Annotated in this window: 23 protein-coding genes; 19 read left to right on the forward strand and 4 right to left on the reverse strand. The window is 58.0% G+C overall.

The window, feature by feature from the left end; all coding sequences use genetic code 11:
* Positions 1 to 3 precede the first annotated feature (3 nt).
* The 5 genes from ACP7BX_RS15315 to ACP7BX_RS15335 all read left to right on the forward strand — a co-directional run bounded on the left by ACP7BX_RS15315 (position 4) and on the right by ACP7BX_RS15335 (position 5490).
* Positions 4 to 819 carry a hypothetical protein gene (locus tag ACP7BX_RS15315; protein ID WP_426161282.1) on the forward strand — a complete coding sequence of 272 codons (816 nt, stop codon included), beginning with the start codon at positions 4 to 6 and terminating at the stop codon, positions 817 to 819.
* Positions 819 to 2354, forward strand: coding sequence for a hypothetical protein (locus ACP7BX_RS15320; protein WP_426161281.1), 1536 nt, complete (start codon positions 819 to 821; stop codon positions 2352 to 2354). The genes ACP7BX_RS15315 and ACP7BX_RS15320 overlap by 1 nt, the downstream gene beginning before the upstream one ends.
* A 20-nt stretch (positions 2355 to 2374) precedes the next feature.
* Positions 2375 to 3397 carry a hypothetical protein gene (locus tag ACP7BX_RS15325; RefSeq protein ID WP_426161280.1) on the forward strand — a complete coding sequence of 341 codons (1023 nt, stop codon included), beginning with the start codon at positions 2375 to 2377 and terminating at the stop codon, positions 3395 to 3397.
* Between the two features lie 662 nt (positions 3398 to 4059).
* Positions 4060 to 4701 (forward strand): glycoside hydrolase family 25 protein, encoded by a 642-nt coding sequence (locus ACP7BX_RS15330; protein ID WP_426161279.1) that lies wholly within the window; start codon positions 4060 to 4062, stop codon positions 4699 to 4701.
* 312 nt (positions 4702 to 5013) lie between these two features.
* Positions 5014 to 5490 (forward strand): hypothetical protein, encoded by a 477-nt coding sequence (locus tag ACP7BX_RS15335; protein WP_256733705.1) that lies wholly within the window; start codon positions 5014 to 5016, stop codon positions 5488 to 5490.
* A gap of 103 nt (positions 5491 to 5593) precedes the next feature.
* Here the strand turns inward: ACP7BX_RS15335 and ACP7BX_RS15340 are convergent, their stop codons facing one another.
* Positions 5594 to 6451, reverse strand: coding sequence for a diguanylate cyclase domain-containing protein (locus ACP7BX_RS15340; protein WP_426161278.1), 858 nt, complete (start codon positions 6449 to 6451; stop codon positions 5594 to 5596).
* Positions 6452 to 6644: 193 nt separating this feature from the next.
* Here ACP7BX_RS15340 and ACP7BX_RS15345 point away from each other — a divergent pair, with 193 nt between their 5' ends.
* The 5 genes from ACP7BX_RS15345 (at position 6645) to ACP7BX_RS15365 (ending at position 10009) form a co-directional block, all read left to right on the forward strand.
* Positions 6645 to 6806: a hypothetical protein gene (locus ACP7BX_RS15345; RefSeq protein WP_016977319.1), complete on the forward strand. Its 162-nt coding sequence runs from the start codon at positions 6645 to 6647 to the stop codon at positions 6804 to 6806.
* A 5-nt stretch (positions 6807 to 6811) separates the two neighbouring features.
* Positions 6812 to 7129: a hypothetical protein gene (locus ACP7BX_RS15350; protein ID WP_426161306.1), complete on the forward strand. Its 318-nt coding sequence runs from the start codon at positions 6812 to 6814 to the stop codon at positions 7127 to 7129.
* A 478-nt stretch (positions 7130 to 7607) separates the two neighbouring features.
* Positions 7608 to 8357 carry a hypothetical protein gene (locus tag ACP7BX_RS15355; RefSeq protein ID WP_426161277.1) on the forward strand — a complete coding sequence of 250 codons (750 nt, stop codon included), beginning with the start codon at positions 7608 to 7610 and terminating at the stop codon, positions 8355 to 8357.
* A 135-nt stretch (positions 8358 to 8492) separates the two neighbouring features.
* Positions 8493 to 8762 (forward strand): hypothetical protein, encoded by a 270-nt coding sequence (locus tag ACP7BX_RS15360; RefSeq protein ID WP_426161276.1) that lies wholly within the window; start codon positions 8493 to 8495, stop codon positions 8760 to 8762.
* A 749-nt stretch (positions 8763 to 9511) separates the two neighbouring features.
* A complete protein-coding gene (locus tag ACP7BX_RS15365) occupies positions 9512 to 10009 on the forward strand; it encodes a hypothetical protein (RefSeq protein WP_426161305.1) in 498 nt (165 codons plus the stop codon).
* Between the two features lie 50 nt (positions 10010 to 10059).
* On the opposite strand, the gene ACP7BX_RS15370 is transcribed toward ACP7BX_RS15365, so the two are convergent.
* Both ACP7BX_RS15370 and ACP7BX_RS15375 read right to left on the reverse strand, forming a co-directional pair.
* Positions 10060 to 10686, reverse strand: a complete 627-nt coding sequence (locus ACP7BX_RS15370; protein ID WP_426161275.1) for a helix-turn-helix domain-containing protein — start codon at positions 10684 to 10686, stop codon at positions 10060 to 10062.
* Between the two features lie 5 nt (positions 10687 to 10691).
* Complete coding sequence (locus tag ACP7BX_RS15375; protein ID WP_177111786.1) at positions 10692 to 10850, reverse strand: hypothetical protein; 159 nt, start codon at positions 10848 to 10850, stop codon at positions 10692 to 10694.
* Between the two features lie 223 nt (positions 10851 to 11073).
* Between ACP7BX_RS15375 and ACP7BX_RS15380 the strand changes: the two genes are divergently transcribed.
* The 3 genes from ACP7BX_RS15380 (at position 11074) to ACP7BX_RS15390 (ending at position 14738) form a co-directional block, all read left to right on the forward strand.
* On the forward strand, positions 11074 to 13191 hold the full coding sequence (locus ACP7BX_RS15380) for a TonB-dependent receptor family protein (RefSeq protein WP_426161274.1): 2118 nt from the start codon (positions 11074 to 11076) through the stop codon (positions 13189 to 13191).
* 75 nt (positions 13192 to 13266) lie between these two features.
* Positions 13267 to 13809, forward strand: a complete 543-nt coding sequence (locus tag ACP7BX_RS15385; RefSeq protein WP_016977314.1) for a sigma-70 family RNA polymerase sigma factor — start codon at positions 13267 to 13269, stop codon at positions 13807 to 13809.
* The gene (locus tag ACP7BX_RS15390) at positions 13806 to 14738 is read left to right on the forward strand and encodes a FecR family protein (RefSeq protein ID WP_426160740.1); all 933 of its coding nucleotides are present in this window, start codon (positions 13806 to 13808) and stop codon (positions 14736 to 14738) included. The genes ACP7BX_RS15385 and ACP7BX_RS15390 overlap by 4 nt, the downstream gene beginning before the upstream one ends.
* Here the strand turns inward: ACP7BX_RS15390 and ACP7BX_RS15395 are convergent.
* A complete protein-coding gene (locus tag ACP7BX_RS15395) occupies positions 14735 to 16552 on the reverse strand; it encodes a sigma-54-dependent Fis family transcriptional regulator (RefSeq protein WP_426160741.1) in 1818 nt (605 codons plus the stop codon). The two genes, ACP7BX_RS15390 and ACP7BX_RS15395, sit on opposite strands and share 4 nt — an antisense overlap.
* A 248-nt stretch (positions 16553 to 16800) precedes the next feature.
* On the opposite strand from ACP7BX_RS15395, the gene ACP7BX_RS15400 reads away from it, so the two are divergent.
* The 6 genes from ACP7BX_RS15400 to ACP7BX_RS15425 are packed head-to-tail and all read left to right on the forward strand — an operon-like array spanning position 16801 to position 22724.
* Positions 16801 to 17895: an ABC transporter ATP-binding protein gene (locus ACP7BX_RS15400; protein WP_033896779.1), complete on the forward strand. Its 1095-nt coding sequence runs from the start codon at positions 16801 to 16803 to the stop codon at positions 17893 to 17895.
* Positions 17895 to 18992, forward strand: a complete 1098-nt coding sequence (locus tag ACP7BX_RS15405) for an ABC transporter ATP-binding protein (RefSeq protein WP_426160742.1) — start codon at positions 17895 to 17897, stop codon at positions 18990 to 18992. Before ACP7BX_RS15400 ends, ACP7BX_RS15405 begins: the two co-directional genes overlap by 1 nt.
* A complete protein-coding gene (locus tag ACP7BX_RS15410) occupies positions 18989 to 19855 on the forward strand; it encodes a carbohydrate ABC transporter permease (protein WP_010209674.1) in 867 nt (288 codons plus the stop codon). Before ACP7BX_RS15405 ends, ACP7BX_RS15410 begins: the two co-directional genes overlap by 4 nt.
* Before the next feature lie 10 nt (positions 19856 to 19865).
* On the forward strand, positions 19866 to 20666 hold the full coding sequence (locus tag ACP7BX_RS15415) for a carbohydrate ABC transporter permease (RefSeq protein ID WP_003174634.1): 801 nt from the start codon (positions 19866 to 19868) through the stop codon (positions 20664 to 20666).
* Positions 20667 to 20676: 10 nt separating this feature from the next.
* Entirely contained in the window at positions 20677 to 20949 is a 273-nt protein-coding gene (locus tag ACP7BX_RS15420) for a DUF2160 domain-containing protein (protein ID WP_016977309.1), read from the forward strand.
* Between the two features lie 32 nt (positions 20950 to 20981).
* Complete coding sequence (locus ACP7BX_RS15425; RefSeq protein ID WP_426160743.1) at positions 20982 to 22724, forward strand: ABC transporter substrate-binding protein; 1743 nt, start codon at positions 20982 to 20984, stop codon at positions 22722 to 22724.
* The last annotated feature ends 11 nt before the right edge of the window (positions 22725 to 22735 follow it).

Consider the following 22735-nt stretch of genomic DNA (forward strand, 5'->3'; position numbering starts at 1 on the left):
CAGATGTCTGTTTATCGCCGAAAAAAAAGCAGTACCTCGCCGGCACTCGTTGCTGGTAGTGTTTTGGCAGCCTTAGCCCTTATCGTTGGTGCTGGCTTTCTCCTGTGGAAGAGCAGCACTCAGGATACGTTTGATAAGGTCACCTTATGTCCCTCCAGTGGGGCGAAGGGTGAGTTCGTGGTGCTGATCGACAACACGTCGCCGTTCCCCTTTACGCAGAAGGCAGCACTTAAACAGCGACTCAAGGATATTGTAGTTAGAGACCTCCCGGCCGGAGCCATGCTCACAGTCTTTCTGCTGGGAGAGGACTACAAACATAACGGCGATCCAGTGTTTGAGAAATGCAACCCAGGCCAATGGGTCGAGGGCGAAGGCTTGACCAAGACCAAGAAGTTTGTGGACAAGGATTTCAATGAGAAATTCTTGAAGCCTCTCGAGGCGGTTGTAAACAGAATCCCTCTGGATTCTCGAGGTAAGACGTCTCCAATCTTCGAAATGCTGCAGTTGGCTAGCCTCAATGGGTTCAATCATCAGAATGCCAAGGGCGAAAAGCGCCTGATTATTTTCTCAGACATGGCTGCTAATACCGGTGACTTCTCCATGTATCGGAATGCGCAGCTCAACTACAAAGATTTCGCCAAGACGAGCTATTACCAGAAGGCGATCGCTCCTTCATTGGCAGATGTTTTGGTGACGATCAACATGATGACCGCCGAACCCAACGCCACTCCCTTCCTGAAGCGGTCGGAGTTCTGGGCTCAGTACTTCTCGGCCAATGGCGCCAGTCTTGAAAGTGTTAACCCCATGGAGGGGCTGTAATGAAGAATCACAGTGCGCCCATCTACCGCGTCCAGACCTGGTTTGTGATTGCTTTGGCGCTCAAGGTGGTGAGCGCTGGCTTCAGCCTGAAGCTCAACGACGCCATGTGGTTTGGCTTCATCATCCCAATCACCGTGATGCTTGCTTATTGGGCCTTGGGGTACCGCGTACGCGCGCTCTACGACGTCAAATTGACCCTCGCGAAGTTTGCCGATTCGATCTATTACCTCGGTTTCTTGTTCACTGTCGTTAGCATCATCATCTGCCTTTTCGACATCCAGAGTATCGGCGACAACCTGACCAACATGGCGACGCGATTTGGCGCCGCTATGGTAAGTACCGCTATCGGCATGGTGGCTCGTACATTGCACGTTGGATTCCGTCCCGATCAGGAGGACGCGGTGCGTAGCGTAGAGGAGCGTGCCATCAGCGCGTCTGAGCAGCTTGCGTTCATGTTCGATGAAACGCGCGAAAAGCTCACTCGCTTTCGCGATGAGGTGGTCGCGATCTCAAAAGAAACTACGGCCGGCGCCAGAGAGCAAATCGAAGAAATCCAAAAACACAGCATCGCTGCCATGGATACCTACTTCGCCAATGCAACCCAGCGTAGCAACGAAACGTTTGACTCCATGCTCAAAGATGCTAAATCGGCCAGTGATGGTCTGCTCGTGACAATTAATGGGTTGGCTGACAAGAGCGAAAATACTCTTGAACGCATGGAATCTCACGCTCTGGACTTCGGTAACTTGGCGACCAGACGTCTGGAGCAAACACTCTTTCCTGACGACCTCTTCGCCAGCAAGCTCCAACCCTCTATTGACGCGCTTTCACAGACGACCGTTGGGGTTAACGAAAGTATTTCCACTCTTGCAGACGACGTTAAGACGGCTGCTCGCACAGTAGGTACCGCCATTCGCGGCCTAAACACGAAGACTCAAACCCTGGAAGAAACCCTGCAAGCCGTCAGTGGCATCGTCGACAGCCAGCAGCGTTTGATGGATGCGATGAGCAGCCACGGCACCACGATGATACAAAGCGTGGAGCGGGTACAGAAGGAGTTCCTCGATACCTTGGATGACTATCAAAAGGATTACCAGGAGGAAATAAAATCAAACCGAGAGGTGGTTGAGAAGGTTGTCGACCGGATACAGGCCCTCCATCAGTACATAGAAACAGACGACTCAAAGGCTTCCTTGAGCAACGACATCACCGAAGCCTTCCGAGTCGTCGGTGAAATCAGCCAGAGAGCTAACGAAGCGTTCTCGGAGTCGATCAAGACCACCTTAACCCCGTTGATCCAGTCGATCGCCTCGAGTAACGAAACCCATAGAATGCTGGCATCGCAGGTCGTTCAAGGGAATGTCTCACTTGAAGCTGTTCACATGCACCTCGATGAGCTAGTTCGCAAGATTGATCACATCAAAGAAATTGGTGTTCATCAGCCAGTTGCCAGCGAATACGTCATGCCTGATGAGGTAGATGCCTTCGTTACGCCGCATTTGGTGCAGCCGTCTCCTGACGTGAGACCTGCTTAATGAGTCAAAAGAATGACCAAGTGTTCAACCTGTCGATCACCGAAATCTGGATGGTGCTTGCGTTCATCCTGCTCCTCTTGACCGGATGGCAGGTGTGGAAGCTGACAAACGAGAAGAACTCGCTCGAGCAGAAGGTTGTCGGCCTAAACGACTTGAGTGATCGTGAGAAAGCAATTGATGAGGCTACTGTTGCCCTCAAGGTGAAACTCAAGCATCTCGGTGTCAAGAACCCTGACGAGGTCATTGCCAAGCTCATCGATGCCTCCAAAGCTAGAGATGAGTCGGAGCGTCTGAAGGTTCTGCTGACCCAGAAGGACGAACACCTTGCCGCACTTGCTCCGATCGATAAAGCGTTGGAAGAAAGTGGAAGTAAGGATAAAGGGGAAGACGCCAAGCGCCTCGTGCTCGAGACGCTCATGTCCTACGAGCAACTCAAGAAGTTGGTCACTGATCCGTCAAAGGATGTGAAAGCGACCGATGTCGTGAAGCGGGTTGAAGAGCTAAGTGCAACAGAAGCAGTGGTCAGAGACGCCTTGAAAACTGGCTCTACGCCCTCGACTGAACAAGTTCAAAAGATGGTGAAGGACGCTACGGCTTACGCCGCGGCGGAAAAGTCGGGGCTCAACCCAGTTACATTGCAGAAGGCAAACAGCGACCTAAAGGGGCAGTTACAATTCCTCAATAACAAGCTGAATCGGGGCAAGGGTGGTGATCTGCCGCCTTGCTGGGTTGATAGCGCCGGCAAGCCGGAGATGTTTCTGACCGTCTTCCTCAAAGACGACAACCTAACCTTTGAGCCGGCCTGGCCTGCTTCGCGCCAGCCCGATGCGTTGGCTTTACCAGGGTACGACGATCTGATGGCTAAGACCTCACGAGGCTACGACGATTTCGTCCGTTCAACTTCAGCCATCAAAGCGCTCGGCGATAAAAATGAGTGTAGATACTTCGTTCGGCTCACAAGCCAGATCCAGAGTGCGCCTATTTCGGATCGTCGTCGGATTCAGGTTGAAAGTAATTTCTACAAAATCGAGACCCGACGCTGATAACAGGTAAGCGTCTAGCCAACACAGCTTGCCCTCTGGTCGTAAGCGAACGGTGAACACACCTACCGACCTCCCAAATTAAGGGCGACGGTGTCCGTCTATTTTTAAGCGGACGCGATAGCCCTTAAATGCGCCAACGAAGCTCTTACCCCAAGTCGTTTAAAGTCCAGGTTGCTATGGCATATGAGGCCAAGTTGAATGTAAGAGTGGGGCAGTCAGCGCACCTCCTGTCTAATTGGGTAAAAGCGGTCATTTCCAACAAAGTCTGGTGCGGTGAAGCGTGTGAAATTACTGATATCCTCTCCGCCATACCCCAATTCCATACGATACCCCAGTCTGTACCCCCGTTTCTGACGCGATTTGCCCGGACGCCATGACTGAATATGAAACCGTGTTCGCAACCGAATATCGGTTTCAGCCCTATCTATTTCAGACCGTTGAGCCTTCCTGGCGCAGCCTGAGTCAGCATAGGATGTTCAAATGAAAAGCCTTTTGGCGGCCTGGTTTCCCGCCAAACAGATAAAGAAATCCCGCGAGCCAGAGGCTTTGCGGGATTTTTTTTGCCTGTCATTTCGTTATCACCGGGTGCGGTATCCCCATAGTGCATTGCCGATGTAAGTCGATGAAAGAATCGACCCGACATCCATGGCAGGAACGCACAGATGAATTGCAACGAACCGATAAAAAACGAAAATGCGCGGGGCATCGATGTGTCGCGCTGGCAGGGCGATATTGACTGGAGCCGCGTTGCGAAGGCGGGCATCACCCATGCAATCGCCAAAATGACGGAGGGTGGGGACTACACCGATCCAAAATTTGTCACGAACTTCCAAGGCATGCAGGCTAACGGTTTGAAAGCCGGGGTCTATCATTATTTCCGTGCCTTGAGCAGTACGCCGTGCGAGCAGTTGAACAACATCAAGGGGCGTCTGGCCGAGGTGGCGTTCAAAGCCGGGCGGGATAGGCTGGTGATTGATGTCGAGACCAATCGCAACGAAGGTGCCAGCCCGGATCAGATGGCCGATGCCCTGTTTCAGTTGGTGACGCTGGTCAGGGTTTCGCTGCTGGAGGGGGCATACCCGCATATTTACGCCTCTCCCAGCATCTGGAGTAACCGCGTGGCCTGGCGTAAGTACGACTTCAGTGAGTGTCCGCTGTGGATTGCCCATTGGGAGGTGGCTCAGCCCACGGTACCTGAAACCTGGAGCGCCAAGGGCAAAAGCTGGGAGTGGTGGCAGCACAGCAGCAAGGGCCAGGTTGACGGTATTCAGGGGGCGGTAGACTTGGATTGGGTCAAGTCTTAATGGCCAACATCACAACGGCCCCATTCCGGGCCGTTGCTATTGAGGACCTTCAGCATAGGTGCTCCGACATTTTGCCTATTTGAAGGGCTTGGCGGATGCATGTCTTGCATGGCCCCTATCATCTGCTCTGCGATCGAGCTTTTTCTCGTCATCTCTTTGTTTTTTTACTACTATTACCCGTCTGTGCGCTCAAGGAAGAGAGGCTGAGCGCCTTGAGTCTGGTAGAAATTTACACTCGAACATTGAGTGAGCTATTGCTTTTACCCAGAACCTTACGACTCAGCCAACCATAATTACTTCTTGGTGAAACCGATGGATAAAATGTGTGGCATCGTTGTAGTGGTAGGACTTGCCCTCGCGGGATGCGCTACGAAAACTCCAGAACAAACTGAAGTGACTCCGCCCCCTGCCGTCGTCCATGAAGTACCACCTGAAGTCGCACCTGCGTCGTCTGCCAATTACACCGTGCGGTATGAGGCTGCCCCTGTTGCCGACGCTCCAGCCCATACCTCTCCAGAGGCCGCTCAGCCAGAGTCTGAAACCAGTCGTGCTGAGCAATGCCGTAAAGAGCTGGATGTTTTGAAGGTTTACAACAAGCCGTCTTACGTTAAATACGAGGCGGAATACCAAGCCATTGCTGCCAAGACCGCTAAATACATGGAAATCAAAGACTCATTGGGTCCTGATTTGAACTATATGGTCATGCCCGCCTATCAATTTCAAATTCGTGAGTTCTGCTTCCGGGTTAAGACCCGTCTGTCTGAGCTTGTGCTGCGCCAAGCCAAATAATACAGGCAGACCCACCGCGAGTGCTTCTTGGTCCAAGAAGCTCTGGTGAGTCGCGTAAGACTTGAAAATGCCCCGACCTGTCGGGGCATTTGCTTGGTGTCGGTCAGTTGCAGCGCAACCTTTTCACCCGATACATCTCCCCATCCGCATGACTCAGCAGCGTATCCGCATCTTCCCCATCCCCCGGGTAAAACGCCACGCCGACGCTGCAAGACGGCATCTTCACCCCGCCAAACTCAGCGCCCAACGGCTCAGCCATGACCGCCAGTATCTGCGCCACTTTCCCGGCCACCGCATCCTGCGACTGAATGTCCGTGATCAGCACCGTGAATTCATCCCCGCCCATCCGCGCCACCAGGTCGCCCTCGCGTACGCAGCGCTCCAGTCGTCGGGCGATCACGCAAAGGACACGATCGCCCATGGCATGCCCGTGGACATCGTTGATGCCCTTGAAGTCATTGATGTCCAGAAACAGCAACGCGAGCGTGTGGTTGTGACGCCGCGCAGCGTGCAGGGCCTGGTCCAGCCGCTCATTGAACAGCGAGCGATTGGTAAGGGCCGTCAGCGGATCATGATGAGCAAGGAACCGTAGTTCTTCCTCGGCCTGGGTGAGCGCCGTGACGTCGCGCGCGACACCGATCCGCGCACCGACGTCCTTGGACCAGAAGGCCGCCCACAGGATGTGCACGACGCTGCCGTCCTTGCGCAGGTAACGATTGCGGAAGTCGACATGGGGTTGGCCATTCATGACCCGCACAATAGAGGCGCGGGTGCGCGCCAGGTCTTCAGGGTGCATGTAGTCGGTGATCAGGGTGCCGGTGAGCTCGTGGGCGCGGTAACCGAGCAGTGCCTCGCAGGCATCACTTACGAAGACAATCTGGTTATCGCTGTCGACGACGAAGACCGTATCCAGCATCAGGTGGATCAGTTTGGGATAAAGGGCTTGCAGGTCAACGGGCATGGGGCATAGGGCGTCCGGTTCAGATGGCCGATCATAGCCCGATCATCACGTAAGGCGGCTAGGGGGATTGCAAATTTTTAATGCCGTTCATGCCAATTGTGCCCCGAGTGTTCAAAACCGCCGGCCAACCGTATGATCGGAGCCAGCGTCTTATCGAGGCGCCGAGACTCACCCCCAATATAAGGACATGAGCATGCAAAAGCACTTCGGCAATTCAGGCCTGTTCAAGGCTGCTTCGTATCTCTGCGACGAAACCCTCGGCAGTGGCATTGCCCGCTGGGAGTTGAAAAACAGTGCGTTGAATACGAAGGAGTTTTTGATATGTCCAAAGAATTACTCGGAGTTTCTGCTCTAGGCTTGATGATCGTTGGTGAGTTTTGTGCAATCTACAGTGAGGTGGTAACCGCCAGGTTGGCCCAGGCCGGCGACGGCTCATGGCAAGCCTTTATCATGCCGGTAGTGGTGATGTGCTTTGCGGGGCTTTGTCTGTTGGGGGCGTATTGGCTGGGTTATCGGGCGGTGGGTGATATCTGGGTGGTCACGGTGGTTTCCGTCACTTCGTTATTGCTGCTGGAGCCGGTCGTGATCTGGGGGCTGTTCCAGGCGTTTCCCGGACGAGGCGCATTGATCGGGTTTTGCCTGGGCGCCTTGGGCATGCTGGCCACTGTCTTGTTGTAGCTGCACGGTCTGGCCCGGCAATCACTTGTCGGGCCAGAGGTGGGGTTGTCGTTGGCAATACCTTCCACCGCCGCAACGGCGGCTGGGTTTTAACGCCGTGAAACGCAGCTCAGCAAAAAAGCTGGGCTACCGAAAGCAGGCAAATTACTTGAACAACCATTTGTGCACGAATTGGATGTTTCATTGCCGTCACCCTCATATACAGCTGCTGGTGAGTATGCCGTGGGCGATGTAGACAAACGCGCCAGGCCGTTCAAAGGTTGAAATTCCACCCTGGATCGCCAACAACACACGCAACTGTTGCAATCAGTATAGAGCGTGGAAAAAATTCTTCACGTTTGAGCGGATTCATCGGCCCAGCGGTCTCTGGTTACAACTATCTGCCTGGGGCCACTGCACTTTTCTGGATTTCTCCGCTCTATCCTTGTCCCAGCCCCGCCGATCCCCCGCGTGGGCAGATGAGCCAGATCGGGTGCCGATGGATCGCACGTTTCCTTGTTTCAACCTTCGACGGATTCGCCAGCCCTTGCTGCTGGCAGCCTTGCTGATGCTCTGTGCCGCCGGTTGCAGCCAGCAACAGGGCCGGGATATCGCCAAGCAGTTCAGCAATGGCAAGCCCGATGAGTTCTTCCAGACCAGTGTCGATCGCATGGCGACGCTGGGCATGTGCGACAACCTGCAAAGCCTGTATTTGCTGATGAACAAGCTCTATCTGCGTAATCCCAGCCAGTGGCGGCAGTCGGGGTACCCGGACGCGGTGACGGCGGCGCGGGAGATTCGCCAGGCCATCGAGCAACGTCGCGCGCTACCGGCCCTTGGGGAGCGTCGTGACCTGGCGGCGCTGAGTTATTCCTTGGGGCCGGACTTCAAGGGCGACCGAGTCGGCGCCTTCATCTATGCCATTGGCAGCATGATCGTGACCGCTCACGGTGGACGCACCGAGTTCTATATCACCGATTCGATCAACCCGCAGTTCGTCAGCAATGCCGCGCGCAATATCGAGAAGGCCACCTGGTTGCTGAGCAAGCGCCAGGATGCGAATGGCGTGCTGCTGCTGTTTTCCAACGAGATATCGGAGGAGGGCAGCAACCTCAGTTTTGCGGTGGAGTTCGGCAAGATCGTCGCGCGCCTCGACCTGTTGACCCAGATGCTCGATGAACGCTACCGGCGTATCGGTTTGAACTATGCGCAGAGTTTGTTGCTGATGAACTTCCTGCCGGTGCAATAAACGGCGCAGCATCAGCATAAAAGGTGCGGTGTTTCCCTTTCCCGCGTAGGAATCGGCCTATCTTGCCGCCCAATGCTTGAAACACCCCTCTGTCATCAATAGCCTCGGATTTTTCTGAAATGTGAGGCCTTTACCATGGGTAAGCGAAAAACGGTTTGGCCTACTGAAAGAGAAATTCGTTTGCGCTTTATCCTGTTTGCCGTGATCGATACGGCGAGTGTTCAAGGCGTTTCGTCCGATTTGCTACTGCCCGCGCACAAGTTACTGCGTGATTCCCCGACTGAGGTGCAATTGCTGGAGGTACTGGGAGAAATCCTCAGCACTGATGAGATGTATGGATTCCGGTTTGTTCCGGGATCAGAGGCGGAAGAACTGATGCAGGCGCTGAAAATTTTCGATAGTTGAGGATTTTGCGAGGGCGCGACAGCGTCTACGAACCAGCTACAGTTGAACGTACTGTGCTGCAGTTTGGCTTTCACAGTATTTCGATCAATGAACGGAGACGTTTCCAATGAAGAAATTACTGATAGGCGCACTTGCAGTGTTGTTTTCAACCTTGGCCCATGCGCAGTTTTCTACAGCGGTTCGCCAAGACCAGTCCGGATTGGATGTATTCGCGACCAATACCGACGATAAGCCCCATACTTGTCATATCAGCTTCAGATTTACTACAGAAAACAGCCCTGGAGGTCAAAGTGTTAGCACCCAGGCAACCGCGCATCCAGGAATCCAAAATCAAGTGATTCACTCTACGCGAGGTGGGTGGTCACAGTTCAGCGCGAGTAATGTCAGCGTGCAGTGTAACTAAACGCTGGATTTAGATGACGTTGTCGGGAGGCTAGGTTTTAGCTTCCCAGGTCATGAGGTGTCGATTTGTTACTTCTTCCCAATCCGTTAGAACGTTTATTTCCTTAAGATTGGTCGCTATTCCTTTACAGAATATCCATAGCGTCAAATGTAGGAATACAACAGTCATTGACGTTGCAATAGTGTCGAAATCGTCGCCTTTACATCCGTTGCAGCTGTTTCCTTCAACTAAGCTTCCCTTCAAACACCCATTCCTGCTGCTCTGCCGCCGTCTTGCGCCGCCGTTCACCGTCTTTAGAATCGGCGCCAGAACTTGCTCATTTCCTGTCGATTACGGAGTTTCGAAGATGATGAATGCCATGCAGATGCCAATGAACACCGCCATGCCAATGATGCCGATGATGGGCATGCCGATGATGATGGCCACCCTGAAATGCGAAATGGCCGCGGATGCCATGATGTGCACCATGAAGCCGGCCGCCGGCATGGACATGGCTCAGTTCAAGACCAACGCCGAAATGATGGCGATGATGATGAACTGCGGCATGCCGATGATGATGCAGTGCGCCAACATGTCGATGATGTGCATGTCGGTCGATGCCATGGCCATGATGACCGGCATGAACATGATGCCGATGATGGGCATGCCAATGCCGATGATGAAGTGCGTGATGGAATGCACCCTGATGGGTGACAGCATGATTTGCAAAATGATGCCAATGCCGGGCATGAGCATGGACATGATGAAAAACTGCTGCATGCTGATGAACAAAATGATGAACGACTGCGCCATGCCGATGATGATGAGCTGCAACGGCATGCCGATGATGTGCTGCACCTGCTGATAGGTCAGGCGCACTAAAAAACGCCCCGATGATTCGGGGCGTTTTGCATTTCAGTCCAGGCGCTCTGGGTAAGTGATCACCAGGAAGGCCACCGCCTCGCTGTCTGCCGGGTTGCGGTAGCGGTGGGGCTGATCGGCGTAGAACAGGATCGAGTCGCCGGTAGCAAGGAGGTAGCGCTCATCGTTGACACTGACCTCCAGCACCCCTTGGGCCACCACCAGGTTTTCCTGGATACCGGGCCCGTGGCCTTCGGAAATTTCCTCGCCCAGCGCACGCAGGCGGATCTCGTAGAACTCTGACTGGCGCGCCGTATCGTAGGGGAACAACGCTCGGCTGATAAACGCTCCATCGGCACTGACCAGGCGTTTGCTCTGTTGCGCCGGCAGCACCTCCACCCCCTCAAATGCTCGGTCCTCCAGAAACGCCGCCACCGAGACCTTCAGGCCCTTGGCAATTTTGCACAGCACCTTGATCGACGGCACGCTACGCCCGGATTCGATCTGCGCCAGCATCGCCCTGCTCACGCCACAGGCGCGCGCCAATCCATCCAGGGACAAATGGCGTTTACTGCGCAAGCGTTGCAGGTTGTGGGCGACGCACTGGCTGATCACATCGTCGTCAGTGCTGGGCTTGGGCAGTGGTTCAGGTGGTTCGGGAATCACGTGCAGGAAATTCATCGGCCTTACGCCCGGCGGGTATCGCTGGACGGGGCGGCTTGAGCGGTAAACACCGCCAGCCCGGCACGCGCTGCGTACATCGCCCACATCAACTCGGCCGCTGCACGCGCTTGGCGGCGTTTACGGTGGAGAGTGAAGTCGATGACGGTGGCGGATACTGGCATGGGGGCGATCTCGGGGTGCGTGGGTGACTCAGTGACTCCACAGTAATGCGTGGCGGTTATTTCTTTAAATACTGAGTTTGCATGTGGTAATTCGATTTCGGACTTAGCAAATAATCCCGATCCGACACTGTTGTCGGAAGGGTCTGGTCCGTTAATAAGGCGTGACCTGGCGGGCGTCCCAGCCTTCCCACCACGTGCCCCCCGAATTCCAAGGACCTGCCCGATGCTGTTGCGCCACCCTCCGTTGCTCTTTGCCGCCCTGACGTTAAGCTCACTGGTGCATGCCGAAGACCTGCAATTGGCCCCGGTCGAAGTCACCAGCAGCGAAGCCAGCGCCGGTGAAGTGGCCGAGGCGCAGCTCAAGAGCGTGCCCGGTGGCACCAATTACATCGACATGGACAGCGTGCAGCAGGGGCGGGTGAGCACCAACGAAGACGTATTCAAGTACCAGGCCGGGGTGTACGCCAAGGCGGCGAACAACGAAGGGGTGAAGCTCTCGATTCGTGGCTCGGGCCTGAACCGCAGCCCCGGCTCCCATGCCTCCGGCCTGTACGAAATGTTCGACGGCCTGCCGCTGACCGGCCCCGGCGGCACACCTTATGAGTTGAAAGACCCGTTGTGGCAAAGCCGCGTCGAGGTGTTGCGTGGCGCCAACGGCTTTGACCAGGGCGCCTTGGCCCTCGGTGGCGCGGTCAACTACGTGACGCGCACCGGCTACGACGCGCCCAAGTTGCAACTGCGCTATGAAGCCGGCAGCAAAGGTTATGCCCAGCGCGAAATCAGCTCGGGCCAGGTGCTGGGGGATGCCGACTACTACATCAGCCTCACCGACTCCGAGTCCGACGGCTACCAACGGCAGAGTGCCGCCACCGGCAAGGGCGTGGCGGCGAACTTCGGCTACCGGTTCAACCCGGACCTGGAAACCCGCTTCTACTTCCGCTACCGCGAAACCACCAACGACACCCCTGGCAAACTCACGCGCAGCCAGATCAGCCACGACCCACGCGCGGCCAACAGCCTCAATGCCGCCCGCGATTCCAAGCGCCTGCAACCGGGCTCCACCTGGATCGCCAACAAAACCACCTTGCAGTTGGATGACAATGCCCGGGTCGAAGTCGGCCTGGCGTACCACGACTACCCGATGGACCTGCGCGAAGGCACCAATCGCCTGAAAGTCGCCTACACCGATATCAGCAGCACCCTCAATTACATCCGCCAGGACACGCTGTTCGGCCACGACAGCAAAACCACCGTCGGCCTGCGCACCACCCAGGCGATGCCCAACAACGGTGCCTCGGAATACGTGCGCACGCCGGCCGGCAACACCGCTGGCTACGCGCCGGGCACCAAGACCCGTGACTACAGCTACCTGGGCTCCGATACCGTGCTACATATCGGCAACGACCTCGAACTGGTTCCGGACCTGTGGCTGACCACCGGCCTGGCGGCGATCTACACCCGTCGCGAAACCCAGGTCACTTATCCCGAAGGCCAGGCACCGCTCAGTCAACATGACTGGGACTATGCGCCGCGTGTCGGCTTGCGGTATGACTTCACCCCGCAACTGCAGGTGTACGGCAACCTGAGCCGTTCGGTCGAGCCGCCGCATGCGTGGTCGATGATCTGGGGTTCCAACAAATACTTCCCCGCAGGCAGTGGAGCGGCCACCGGCCTGCAGCGCGAAGGCGTGAGCCTGAAAAACCAGACCGCCACCACCCTGGAAATCGGCGGCCGTGGTGAAGCATGGCTCGGCCAGTGGGACCTGGCGCTGTACCGCTCCGAAGTGCGCCACGAATTGCTCACCGTGGAAACCCAGGCCCAGACGTCGACCAGCAATGCCATCGTCGCCGAAAACAATGCCAGCCCGACGATTCACCAGGGCGTGGAGTTGAGCCTGCTGAGCCCGGTGTGGGAGGGCGGTCGCAACGGCCAGCTCACCCTGCGCCAGGCCTACACCTTCAGCGACTTCCATTACCGTGATGACGACCGTTTCGGCGATAACACCTTGCCGGGCATCCCCAAGCACTACTATCAGGCGCAAGTGCGCTACAGCCATCCGACCGGTTTCTACACCAGCCTCAACACCGAGCATTCATCAAAAGTGGCGGTGGACTACGCCAACTCCTACTACGCCGCGTCCTACACCCTTCTCGGCGCCACCTTCGGCTACGACGCCCCCCAGCAGGATTGGCAAGCCTGGGTCGACCTGCGCAACCTCACCAACCGCCGTTACGCCAATACCGTCACGCCGGGGTATGACGATAAAGGCCTGGATGTCGCGCGTTCCACCCCGGCGGATGGCCGTGGAGTCTACACCGGCGTCTCCTGGAGCTGGCGCTGAGCCCTTGCCCAAACCCCGTTTTACTGGCATTGTCTGCGCAATTGGCAACTATTCCCATTTGAGATCTTTTTGCGCATGCATGACATTCCGGCCGCGCTGGGCGATTCCGTCCGGCAGCAGACCCTCACGGCGATGTACAGCGAGCACCACGGTTGGTTGCATGGCTGGCTGCGCAAGAAACTCGGGTGTTCCCAACATGCTGCCGACCTTGCTCATGACGCCTTCATTCGCGTCTTGATGCTGGCCGAACCCCAACAGATCAAAGAGCCGCGCGCGTTCCTGGCCACCACGGCAGGGCGGTTGCTGATCGACGGCGCCCGCCGCCGTCGCATCGAAAAAGCCTACATGGAAGCCCTGGTGATCCAGTGCGAAGACGCCGGCATGCCCGACCCGGCGGCCATTCATGTGGCACTGCAAGCCCTGGAGCGCATCGCCGAAATGCTCGCCGGGTTGCCGGCCAAGGCGCGTGAAGCGTTTCTATTGAGTCGCCTCGACGGGCTGACCTACAGCGAAATCGCCACACGTCTGGACGTGTCCCCCAGCACCGTCAAAAACTATATCTCCAGCGCCTTGGTGCACTGCTACCACAGCCTGCACCCGGCAGACTCGCTGGCATGAGTTCCGAACAAATCATCCAGCAAGCGGCGCAGTGGCTGACCCGCCTGCACGACGAAAACGTCAACGAAGCCGACCGCCAGGCGTTCAACACCTGGCGGTCGGCCGACCCGCGTCACGCCGTGGCCATCGAACGCATGGGTGCACTCTGGGGCAGCCTCGATACGCTGCCGGCCAAACCCGCACGCATGGCCCTGAACCGCGCATTCGCCCCGCGACGTCCGCGCGGTGCGCAGGTGGTGGGGTTGCTTGGCGTAGTCTTGTGCGGCTGGCTGGGCTTGCAACATCTGCCAGTCTGGATGGCCGACCAACGCACCGGCGTTGGCGAGCGCCGCCAGATCGCCCTCGAAGACGGCAGCCAGTTGCAGCTCAACAGCAATTCGGCGGTGGACGTGAAGTTCGACGGCCATCAACGGGTCATCGAACTGCTGCAAGGCGAACTCTGGGTGGACGTGGCCAAGGATGCGCAACGGCCCTTCGTGGTGCGTACCGACCAGGGCACGGCGACGGCATTGGGCACGCGTTATCTGGTCAAGCGTGCGGCAGACGGCACCACGGTGGTCACGGTGATCGAGTCCACCGTCGCGGTCCAAGGTGATGCCAGTGACGGTGTGAAGGTTACCGCCGGCCAGCGTTCGGTCCTCGACCACGGTCGCGCCCAGCCGCCGCAATCCATCGGCAACAGCGACCCGGACGCCTGGACCCGTGGCCTGCTCAAGGTCAACGACCAACCCCTGAGCGAGGTGCTGCAAACCCTCGCCAGCTACCGCCACGGCATGCTGCGCTTCGATCCCCAGGCCCTGCAAAACCTGCGGGTGTCCGGCGTGTTCAAGCTGGATGACACGGCGGCGGCGCTGTCGTCACTGGCGGACAACCTGCCGATCCAGGTGGAGTACTTCACCGACCTGCTGGTGGTGGTCAAGCCGCGCTAGCTTTCGTGCTGGCGCAGGCGTTTGTACAAGGTGTTGCGGCTCACCCCCAGCTCCCGCGCCAGGTGGGAGATGTTGCCGCCGGCCGCCTTCAAGCGCTGGTTCAGGTCGATGCTGTCATCCAGGTATTCACTGGCGGGCGGCGGCGGCTCCACCTTCAAGTCCACAAAGAAATCATCCGGCAGGTGCTCTGCGCGGATCGGCTGTTCTTCAGCCATGGCCAGCGCCACCTGCAACACGCTGCTCACCTGGCGCAGGTTCCCCGGCCACGGATGCTGCTCAAACAGCGCCAGCACTTCGGCGCTCAGGCCCGCCCATTGAGTCGGCTCGCGGTGTTGCTGCCACAGTTGCTGGAACAGTGCCTGCTTGTCGGTGCGTTCGCGCAATGGCGGCAGTTCCAGGGTCAGGCCGCCGATGCGGTAGTACAAGTCCTCACGGAAACGTCCGGCCTGCACCAAGTCCCGCAATGCGCGGTTGGTGGCCGAGATGATGCGCAAATCCACCGGGAACAACTCGCTGCTGCCCACCGGCTGCACGCAACGTTCCTGTAGCACCCGCAGTAGACGCGCCTGGGTCGGCAGGGGCATATCGCCGATTTCATCGAGAAACAGCGTGCCCTTGTCGGCCTTGCGGATCAGGCCCATGCTGCCTTTCTGATTCGCGCCGGTAAAGGCGCCTTTTTCGTAGCCGAACAGTTCCGATTCCACCAGCTCAGCCGGAATCGCCGCACAGTTCACCGCGATAAATGCCTTCTGGCTGCGCGAACTGGCCTGGTGCAGGGCTTTGACGAACACTTCCTTACCCACGCCTGTCTCGCCGTGGATCAGCAGCGGAATGTCCTTCTCCAGTAAACGTTCGGCCTGGCGCACGGCTTTTTCCACGCGCACATCGCCAAAATGCAAGGTCTTGAGGCCAATCGGCGCGGGCTTCGGTGGCGTCGGCTCGGTGAACACACGCGCCTGCACCGATGTCTGTTTGGGGCGTCTCAGCAAGCACTGGAAACGGTTGCGTCCCGCGGCTTGCAGGGAGAAGGGCAGCCCTTCCGGCTGGTTCAACAGCTCCAGCAATGACACCTTGAACAAACTGTCGATCATCACCCGCGACAGGCTGATACCCAGCAAGTTGTCGGCACGCCGGTTGGCCGACAGCACCTGGCCGCTCTCATCAAAAATCAACAGGCCGGCCCACTGGCTGTCGAGGTTGCTCAGGCCAGTGTTGAAGGTCAGTTGGAAGTGCTCGCCGCGAAACAGGTTGAGGATCAACCGGTTTTCCACGGTCTGGCTCATCATCTTGACCATGCCCAGGGTGTGGGAGGGTGGCAGGTAGCTGTCGCTGGACACATCCAGCACCGCGATGATTTCGCGCTGGGCATCGAAGATCGGCGCCGCCGAGCCGGTCATGAAACGGTTGGCCTTGAGGAAGTGTTCATCGTGCTCGATATGCACGGCCTGGGCACACGCCAGCGCGGTGCCGATGGCATTGGTGCCGCTGGAGCGCTCCATCCAACTGGCGCCAGGGTTGAAACCGCGCGCCAGCTTGGGCTCGATAAAACGCTGGGTGCCCCAACTGGTCAGTACCTGGCCCTGGTTGTCGGCCAACATGATCAGGCAATTGGAATTGCTGAGGATGTTCTCGTAGTAGGGCAGCACTTCCTGATGGGTGGTCTGCACCAGCGAGTGCTGGCTTTCCAGCAATTGGCTAATGCCCTCGGCGGGGAGTTGGTCGAAGCTTGGCGTGCTCTGGTGGTCCAGGCCAAAGGCGCGGCAACGGCGCCAGGATTCCTGGATAAGGGTGTCGTGAGCCAAGGGTTCGGCCATGGGCGACCTTCTGCTTTTTATTGTTTTTATGGGGCCCCGCAGGCGCGGGGGCCTAATTAGTGTTGTTCAGTACTGTTCATTGTCAACCCCCTGAGTGTTCAGTTGTTCAGCCAGGGTTGTTCATTTCTGTTCACTCCTGAACATCGAATGCTCGCCATTTCCTTGTGGATCAAGCACCTGCCAGTTCTGGCACGAAACTCGCTCTAGCGGATTGCCAGATTCATTCCAATAATAAAAAAGGTCGTGTCATGTCATTGACCCTGGAAAATGTCTCCCGCGTTGTCGAAGGCCAAACCTGGATCGACGACGCCACCCTGCGTTTCGAAGCCGGTTCCTTCAACGTCTTGCTCGGTCGCACCCTGTCCGGCAAGACCAGCCTGATGCGCCTGATGGCCGGCCTGGACAAGCCCAACAGCGGTCGCATCCTGATGAACGGCGTGGACGTCACGCAAAAACCGGTGCGCCTGCGCAACGTGTCGATGGTGTACCAGCAGTTCATCAACTACCCGACCATGACCGTGTTCGAGAACATCGCCTCGCCGTTGCGCCAGGCCGGTGTGTCCCACGAGGTGATCCAGAGCAAGGTGCTGGAAACCGCGAAAATGCTGCGCATCGAAAAATTCCTCCAGCGCCACCCGCTGGAACTCTCCGGCGGCCAGCAGCAACGCACGGCCATGGCCCGCGCGCTGGTCAAGGACGCCGAGTTGATCCTGTTCGATGAGCCGCTGGTGAACCTGGACTACAAACTACGCGAAGAACTGCGTCAGGAAATGCGCGAGCTGTTCGCCGCGCGCCACACCATTGCCATCTACGCCACCACCGAGCCCAACGAAGCCCTGGCCCTGGGCGGCACCACCACCATCCTGCACGAAGGCCGGGTGATCCAGAGCGGCAAGGCCGCCGAGGTGTATCACCAGCCGCAGACGGTGCTGGCCGCCGAGCTGTTTTCCGAGCCGCCGATCAACCTGATGCCGGGGCGTATCAGTGGCAACGAAGTAAGCTTCGCCAATTTCGTGCACTTCCCGCTGAACGTCGACCTGCGTCCCATTGGTGAAGGCGAGTTCCGTTTCGGCGTACGCCCCAGCCATATCAGCCTGGTGCCGAGCAACGATGACGACCTGGAGCTGGCGGTCACCGTGGAAGTCGCGGAGATCAGCGGTTCGGAAACCTTTCTGCACGTGCGCAGCGAGCATTTCCTGTTGGTGCTGCACCTGCCGGGGGTGCACGAATACGACGTCGATGCGCCGATCCGCGTGTATATCCCCACCCATAAACTGTTTGTGTTCGATGGTCAGGGCCGTTTGGTCCAAGCCCCCGGACGCCGTGTCGCGAGGGTTGCCTGATGGCCGAGATCCATTTGCAGAACCTGGCGCATAGCTACAGCCCTACGCCGAGTGGTCCGGAGGACTACGCCATCCGGGAAATGAACCACGTGTGGGAGCAGGGTGGCGCCTACGCGTTGCTTGGGCCGTCGGGCTGCGGCAAGTCGACCTTGCTCAATATCATCTCCGGCCTGCTCAGCCCGTCCGAAGGCCAGGTGTTGTTCGACACCAAAGTGGTCAACGACCTCACCCCGGAAAAACGCAACATCGCCCAGGTGTTCCAGTTCCCGGTGGTGTACGACACCATGACGGTGTTCGACAACTTGGCGTTCCCGCTGCGTAACCAGGGCATGGCCGAGGCGAAAATTCACAGCAAGGTGCAGGAAATTGCCGAAGTGCTCGACCTGCAAAACCTGCTGAGCAAAAAGGCGCGCAACCTCACCGCCGACGAAAAACAGAAAGTCTCCATGGGCCGTGGCCTGGTGCGTGACGACGTGTCGGCAATCCTCTTCGATGAGCCGCTGACGGTGATCGACCCGCACCTCAAGTGGAAGCTGCGGCGCAAACTCAAGCAGATACACGAGCAGTTCAACATCACCATGGTCTACGTCACCCATGACCAGTTGGAGGCCTCGACCTTCGCCGACAAAATCGCAGTGATGTACGGCGGGCAGATCGTGCAATTCGGCACGCCCCGGGATCTGTTCGAACGGCCGAGCCACACCTTTGTCGGCTATTTCATCGGCAGCCCTGGGATGAACCTGATCGAAGTGCAGGCCGAGGCGGGCGGGGTGCGCTTTGCCGGCACCCATCTGCCGTTGTCCGAGGCCCTGCAGCAACGCATTGCCAACACCGATTACAAGAAATTGCAGGTCGGCATCCGCCCGGAATTCATCCACGTGTGGGACGAGCACAACCCTGACGCGCTGCAGGCCGATGTCACACACCTGGAAGACCTTGGCACCTACAAGATCATTACCCTCAACCTGGATGGCGCCTTGCTCAAGGTGCGCCTGGCCGAAGACAAACCGGTGCCCGAAGGCCAGGCCTCCATCAGCTTTCCCGCGCAGTGGCTGATGGTGTACGCCGACGATTACCTGCTGGAGGTGCAGCCATGAACAAGGTGCAGAACAACAAGGCCTGGTGGCTGGTGTTGCCGGTGTTTCTGCTGGTGGCATTCAGCGCGGTGATTCCGATGATGACCGTGGTCAACTATTCGGTGCAGGACATCTTCGACCAGTCCAGCCGCTACTTTGTCGGTGCCGATTGGTACAAGCAGGTGCTGCTCGACCCACGTTTGCATGACTCGCTGCTGCGCCAGTTCATCTACTCGGCCTGCGTGCTGCTGATCGAAATCCCGCTGGGCATCGCCATCGCCCTGACCATGCCGACCAAGGGGCGCTGGTCGTCGCTGGTGCTGATCATCCTCGCCATTCCGCTGCTGATCCCGTGGAACGTGGTGGGCACGATCTGGCAGATTTTCGGCCGTGCCGATATCGGTTTGCTGGGGTATAGCCTCAACGCCCTCGGCATCAGCTACAACTACGCCGCCAACACTATGGACGCCTGGGTGACGGTGCTGGTGATGGACGTATGGCACTGGACGTCGCTGGTGGCGCTGCTCTGTTATTCAGGGCTACGGGCGATTCCGGACGTGTACTACCAGGCCGCGCGGATTGATCGCGCATCGCCCTGGGCGGTGTTCCGACATATCCAGTTGCCGAAGATGAAAAGCGTGCTGCTGATCGCGGTGATGTTGCGCTTTATGGACAGTTTCATGATCTACACCGAGCCGTTCGTCCTCACCGGCGGCGGGCCGGGTAACGCCACCACGTTCCTGAGTCAGACGCTGACCCAGATGGCTGTAGGCCAATTCGACCTGGGCCCGGCGGCGGCTTTCTCGCTGGTGTATTTCCTGATCATCCTGTTGGTGTCCTGGCTGTTCTACACCGCCATGACCCACTCCGACGCCAACCGCTGAGGCCGCCAACATGAGCAAGCGCAAGGTTATCCCGCTGCTGATCTACATCCTGTTTCTGCTGGTGCCGATCTACTGGCTGCTGAACATGTCCTTCAAGAGCAACACCGAAATCCTCGGCGGGCTGACGCTGTTTCCGCAGGATTTCACCCTGGCCAACTACAAGGTGATCTTCACCGATCCGAGCTGGTACACCGGTTACCTCAACTCGCTCTACTACGTAAGCCTGAATACGGTGATCTCCCTGAGCGTGGCGCTGCCGGCGGCCTATGCGTTTTCGCGCTACCGCTTCCTGGGCGACAAGCACCTGTTCTTCTGGCTGCTGACCAACCGCATGGCGCCGCCGGCGGTGTTTTTGCTGCCGTTCTTCCAGCTGTATTCGTCGATTGGTCTGTTTGACACGCATATCGCGGTGGCTTTGGCGCACTGCCTGTTCAACGTGCCGTTGGCGGTGTGGATCCTGGAGGGCTTCATGTCCGGGGTGCCCAAGGAAATCGACGAAACCGCCTACATCGACGGCTACTCGTTTCCCAAGTTTTTCGTGAAGATCTTTATCCCGTTGATCGGCTCCGGCATCGGCGTGACCGCGTTTTTCTGCTTCATGTTTTCCTGGGTCGAACTGCTGCTGGCGCGCACCCTGACCTCGGTCAACGCCAAGCCCATCGCGGCGGTGATGACGCGCACGGTCTCGGCGTCGGGTATCGATTGGGGCGTGCTGGCGGCGGCGGGGGTGTTGACTATCCTTCCCGGCATGCTGGTGATCTGGTTTGTTCGCAACCACGTGGCCAAGGGCTTTGCCCTGGGCCGGGTCTGAGGAGTCGATGATGGAATGGATGGCCTGGACCACCCCCACCGCGCTGTTCTTTGGTGCCATAGCCCTGATCCTCGCGGGCATGACCACCTGGGAATTGCGTTCGCCGAGCATCCCTCGGCGCGGTTTGTTACCGATCAGCACCACCCGTGGTGATCGTTTGTTTATCGGTCTTCTCGGCAGCGCCTACCTGCATTTGCTGGTGATCGGCGCTACCGACTGGAGCATCTGGGTGGCGTCCGCGCTCTCCCTGGTATGGCTGTTGAGTGTGATGCGTTGGGGCTGATGCCCTTGTGAATAAACAACCTGGAGGTCTCTATGTTGAATAAGAACAATAAGCTGCGACATAGCATTTCATTGGCCGCCGTACTGGCCCTCAGCGGTTTGAGCGCTTCGGCCTGGGCCGATGCGTACGAAGATGCCGCGAAAAAATGGATCGGCAGCGAATTCAAACCGTCCACCCTCACGGCTGAACAGCAGCTTGAGGAGCTCAAGTGGTTTATCAAGGCGTCGGAACCGTTCCGTGGCATGAAGATCAACGTGGTGTCGGAAACCCTCACCACCCACGAGTACGAGTCCAAGGTGCTGGCCAAGGCCTTCAGCGAAATCACCGGGATCAAGCTGACCCACGACCTGCTGCAGGAAGGCGACGTGGTGGAAAAGCTGCAAACCCAGATGCAGTCCGACAAGAACATCTATGACGGCTGGGTCAACGACTCGGACCTGATCGGTACGCACTTTCGCTACGGCAAGACCGAATCCATCACCGACCTGATGGCCAATGAGGGCAAGGACTACACCTCGCCGACCCTGGATCTGAAGGACTTCATCGGCCTCTCATTCACCACTGCGCCGGACGGCAAGATCTACCAACTGCCCGACCAGCAGTTCGCCAACCTGTACTGGTTCCGTGCCGACTGGTTCGAGCGCGCGGACCTGAAAGCCAAGTTCAAGGAAAAATACGGCTATGACCTCGGCGTGCCGGTGAACTGGTCGGCCTATGAAGACATCGCCAAATTCTTCAGTGAAGACGTCAAGGAAATCGACGGCAAGCGCGTGTATGGGCACATGGACTACGGCAAGAAAGACCCGTCCCTGGGCTGGCGCTTCACCGATGCCTGGTTCTCCATGGCCGGTGGCGGCGACAAAGGCTTGCCCAACGGCTTGCCGGTGGACGAGTGGGGCATTCGCGTGGAGGACTGCCACCCGGTCGGCTCCAGCGTCACCCGTGGCGGCGACACCAACGGCCCGGCCGCCGTGTATGCCACCCAGAAATACGTGGACTGGATGAAAGCCTACGCGCCACCGGAAGCGGCGGGCATGACCTTCTCCGAATCCGGCCCGGTGCCTTCCCAGGGCAACATCGCCCAGCAGATCTTCTGGTACACCGCGTTCACCGCCGACATGACCAAGCCGGGCCTGCCGGTGGTGAATGCCGACGGCACGCCAAAATGGCGCATGGCGCCGTCACCGGTCGGACCTTATTGGGAAAAGGGCATGAAGAAGGGCTATCAGGACGTAGGTTCCTGGACCTTCCTCAAGTCGACACCTGAGAAGCAAAAACTCGCGGCCTGGCTCTACGCGCAGTTCGTGACCTCGAAAACCGTGTCGCTGAAGAAAACCATCGTCGGCCTGACGCCGATTCGTGAGTCCGACATCAACTCCCAAGCGATGACCGACATGGCACCGAAACTCGGTGGCCTGGTGGAGTTCTACCGCAGCCCGGCACGCGTCGAGTGGACCCCGACTGGCACCAACGTGCCGGACTACCCACGCCTGGCACAACTGTGGTGGAGCAACATCGCCGCCGCCGCCAGCGGCGAGAAAACCCCGCAGCAAGCACTGGACAACCTGGCCAAGGAACAGGACGCGATCATGACGCGCCTGGAACGCTCCAAGGTCCAACCGGTATGCGGCCCGAAAATGAACCCCGAGCGTGACGCGCAATACTGGTTCGACCAGCCGGGCGCGCCGAAACCGAAACTGGCCAACGAGAAGCCGAAGGGCGAGACCGTGGCTTACGGCGACTTGCTCAAACAGTGGGAGGCTGCGCGCAAATAACTCTACCAGGG

The sequence above is a fragment of the Pseudomonas sp. DWP3-1-3b3 genome, from assembly GCF_049896305.1.
GTDB lineage: Bacteria > Pseudomonadota > Gammaproteobacteria > Pseudomonadales > Pseudomonadaceae > Aquipseudomonas > Aquipseudomonas azotoformans_A.

What these genes read in the sequence shown, in the direction of transcription:
- ACP7BX_RS15355 (WP_426161277.1), top strand. Translation starts at nt 7,608, where the DNA reads ATGGATCGCACGTTTCCTTGTTTCAACCTTCGACGGATTCGCCAGCCC.
- ACP7BX_RS15365 (WP_426161305.1), top strand. Translation starts at nt 9,512, where the DNA reads ATGATGAATGCCATGCAGATGCCAATGAACACCGCCATGCCAATGATG.
- ACP7BX_RS15350 (WP_426161306.1), top strand. Translation starts at nt 6,812, where the DNA reads ATGATCGTTGGTGAGTTTTGTGCAATCTACAGTGAGGTGGTAACCGCC.
- ACP7BX_RS15375 (WP_177111786.1), bottom strand. Translation starts at nt 10,850, where the DNA reads ATGCCAGTATCCGCCACCGTCATCGACTTCACTCTCCACCGTAAACGC.
- ACP7BX_RS15335 (WP_256733705.1), top strand. Translation starts at nt 5,014, where the DNA reads ATGGATAAAATGTGTGGCATCGTTGTAGTGGTAGGACTTGCCCTCGCG.
- ACP7BX_RS15395 (WP_426160741.1), bottom strand. Translation starts at nt 16,552, where the DNA reads ATGGCCGAACCCTTGGCTCACGACACCCTTATCCAGGAATCCTGGCGC.
- ACP7BX_RS15330 (WP_426161279.1), top strand. Translation starts at nt 4,060, where the DNA reads ATGAATTGCAACGAACCGATAAAAAACGAAAATGCGCGGGGCATCGAT.
- ACP7BX_RS15370 (WP_426161275.1), bottom strand. Translation starts at nt 10,686, where the DNA reads ATGAATTTCCTGCACGTGATTCCCGAACCACCTGAACCACTGCCCAAG.
- ACP7BX_RS15425 (WP_426160743.1), top strand. Translation starts at nt 20,982, where the DNA reads ATGTTGAATAAGAACAATAAGCTGCGACATAGCATTTCATTGGCCGCC.
- ACP7BX_RS15380 (WP_426161274.1), top strand. Translation starts at nt 11,074, where the DNA reads ATGCTGTTGCGCCACCCTCCGTTGCTCTTTGCCGCCCTGACGTTAAGC.
- ACP7BX_RS15400 (WP_033896779.1), top strand. Translation starts at nt 16,801, where the DNA reads ATGTCATTGACCCTGGAAAATGTCTCCCGCGTTGTCGAAGGCCAAACC.
- ACP7BX_RS15390 (WP_426160740.1), top strand. Translation starts at nt 13,806, where the DNA reads ATGAGTTCCGAACAAATCATCCAGCAAGCGGCGCAGTGGCTGACCCGC.
- ACP7BX_RS15320 (WP_426161281.1), top strand. Translation starts at nt 819, where the DNA reads ATGAAGAATCACAGTGCGCCCATCTACCGCGTCCAGACCTGGTTTGTG.
- ACP7BX_RS15345 (WP_016977319.1), top strand. Translation starts at nt 6,645, where the DNA reads ATGCAAAAGCACTTCGGCAATTCAGGCCTGTTCAAGGCTGCTTCGTAT.
- ACP7BX_RS15405 (WP_426160742.1), top strand. Translation starts at nt 17,895, where the DNA reads ATGGCCGAGATCCATTTGCAGAACCTGGCGCATAGCTACAGCCCTACG.
- ACP7BX_RS15340 (WP_426161278.1), bottom strand. Translation starts at nt 6,451, where the DNA reads ATGCCCGTTGACCTGCAAGCCCTTTATCCCAAACTGATCCACCTGATG.
- ACP7BX_RS15315 (WP_426161282.1), top strand. Translation starts at nt 4, where the DNA reads ATGTCTGTTTATCGCCGAAAAAAAAGCAGTACCTCGCCGGCACTCGTT.
- ACP7BX_RS15385 (WP_016977314.1), top strand. Translation starts at nt 13,267, where the DNA reads ATGCATGACATTCCGGCCGCGCTGGGCGATTCCGTCCGGCAGCAGACC.
- ACP7BX_RS15420 (WP_016977309.1), top strand. Translation starts at nt 20,677, where the DNA reads ATGGAATGGATGGCCTGGACCACCCCCACCGCGCTGTTCTTTGGTGCC.
- ACP7BX_RS15410 (WP_010209674.1), top strand. Translation starts at nt 18,989, where the DNA reads ATGAACAAGGTGCAGAACAACAAGGCCTGGTGGCTGGTGTTGCCGGTG.
- ACP7BX_RS15415 (WP_003174634.1), top strand. Translation starts at nt 19,866, where the DNA reads ATGAGCAAGCGCAAGGTTATCCCGCTGCTGATCTACATCCTGTTTCTG.
- ACP7BX_RS15360 (WP_426161276.1), top strand. Translation starts at nt 8,493, where the DNA reads ATGGGTAAGCGAAAAACGGTTTGGCCTACTGAAAGAGAAATTCGTTTG.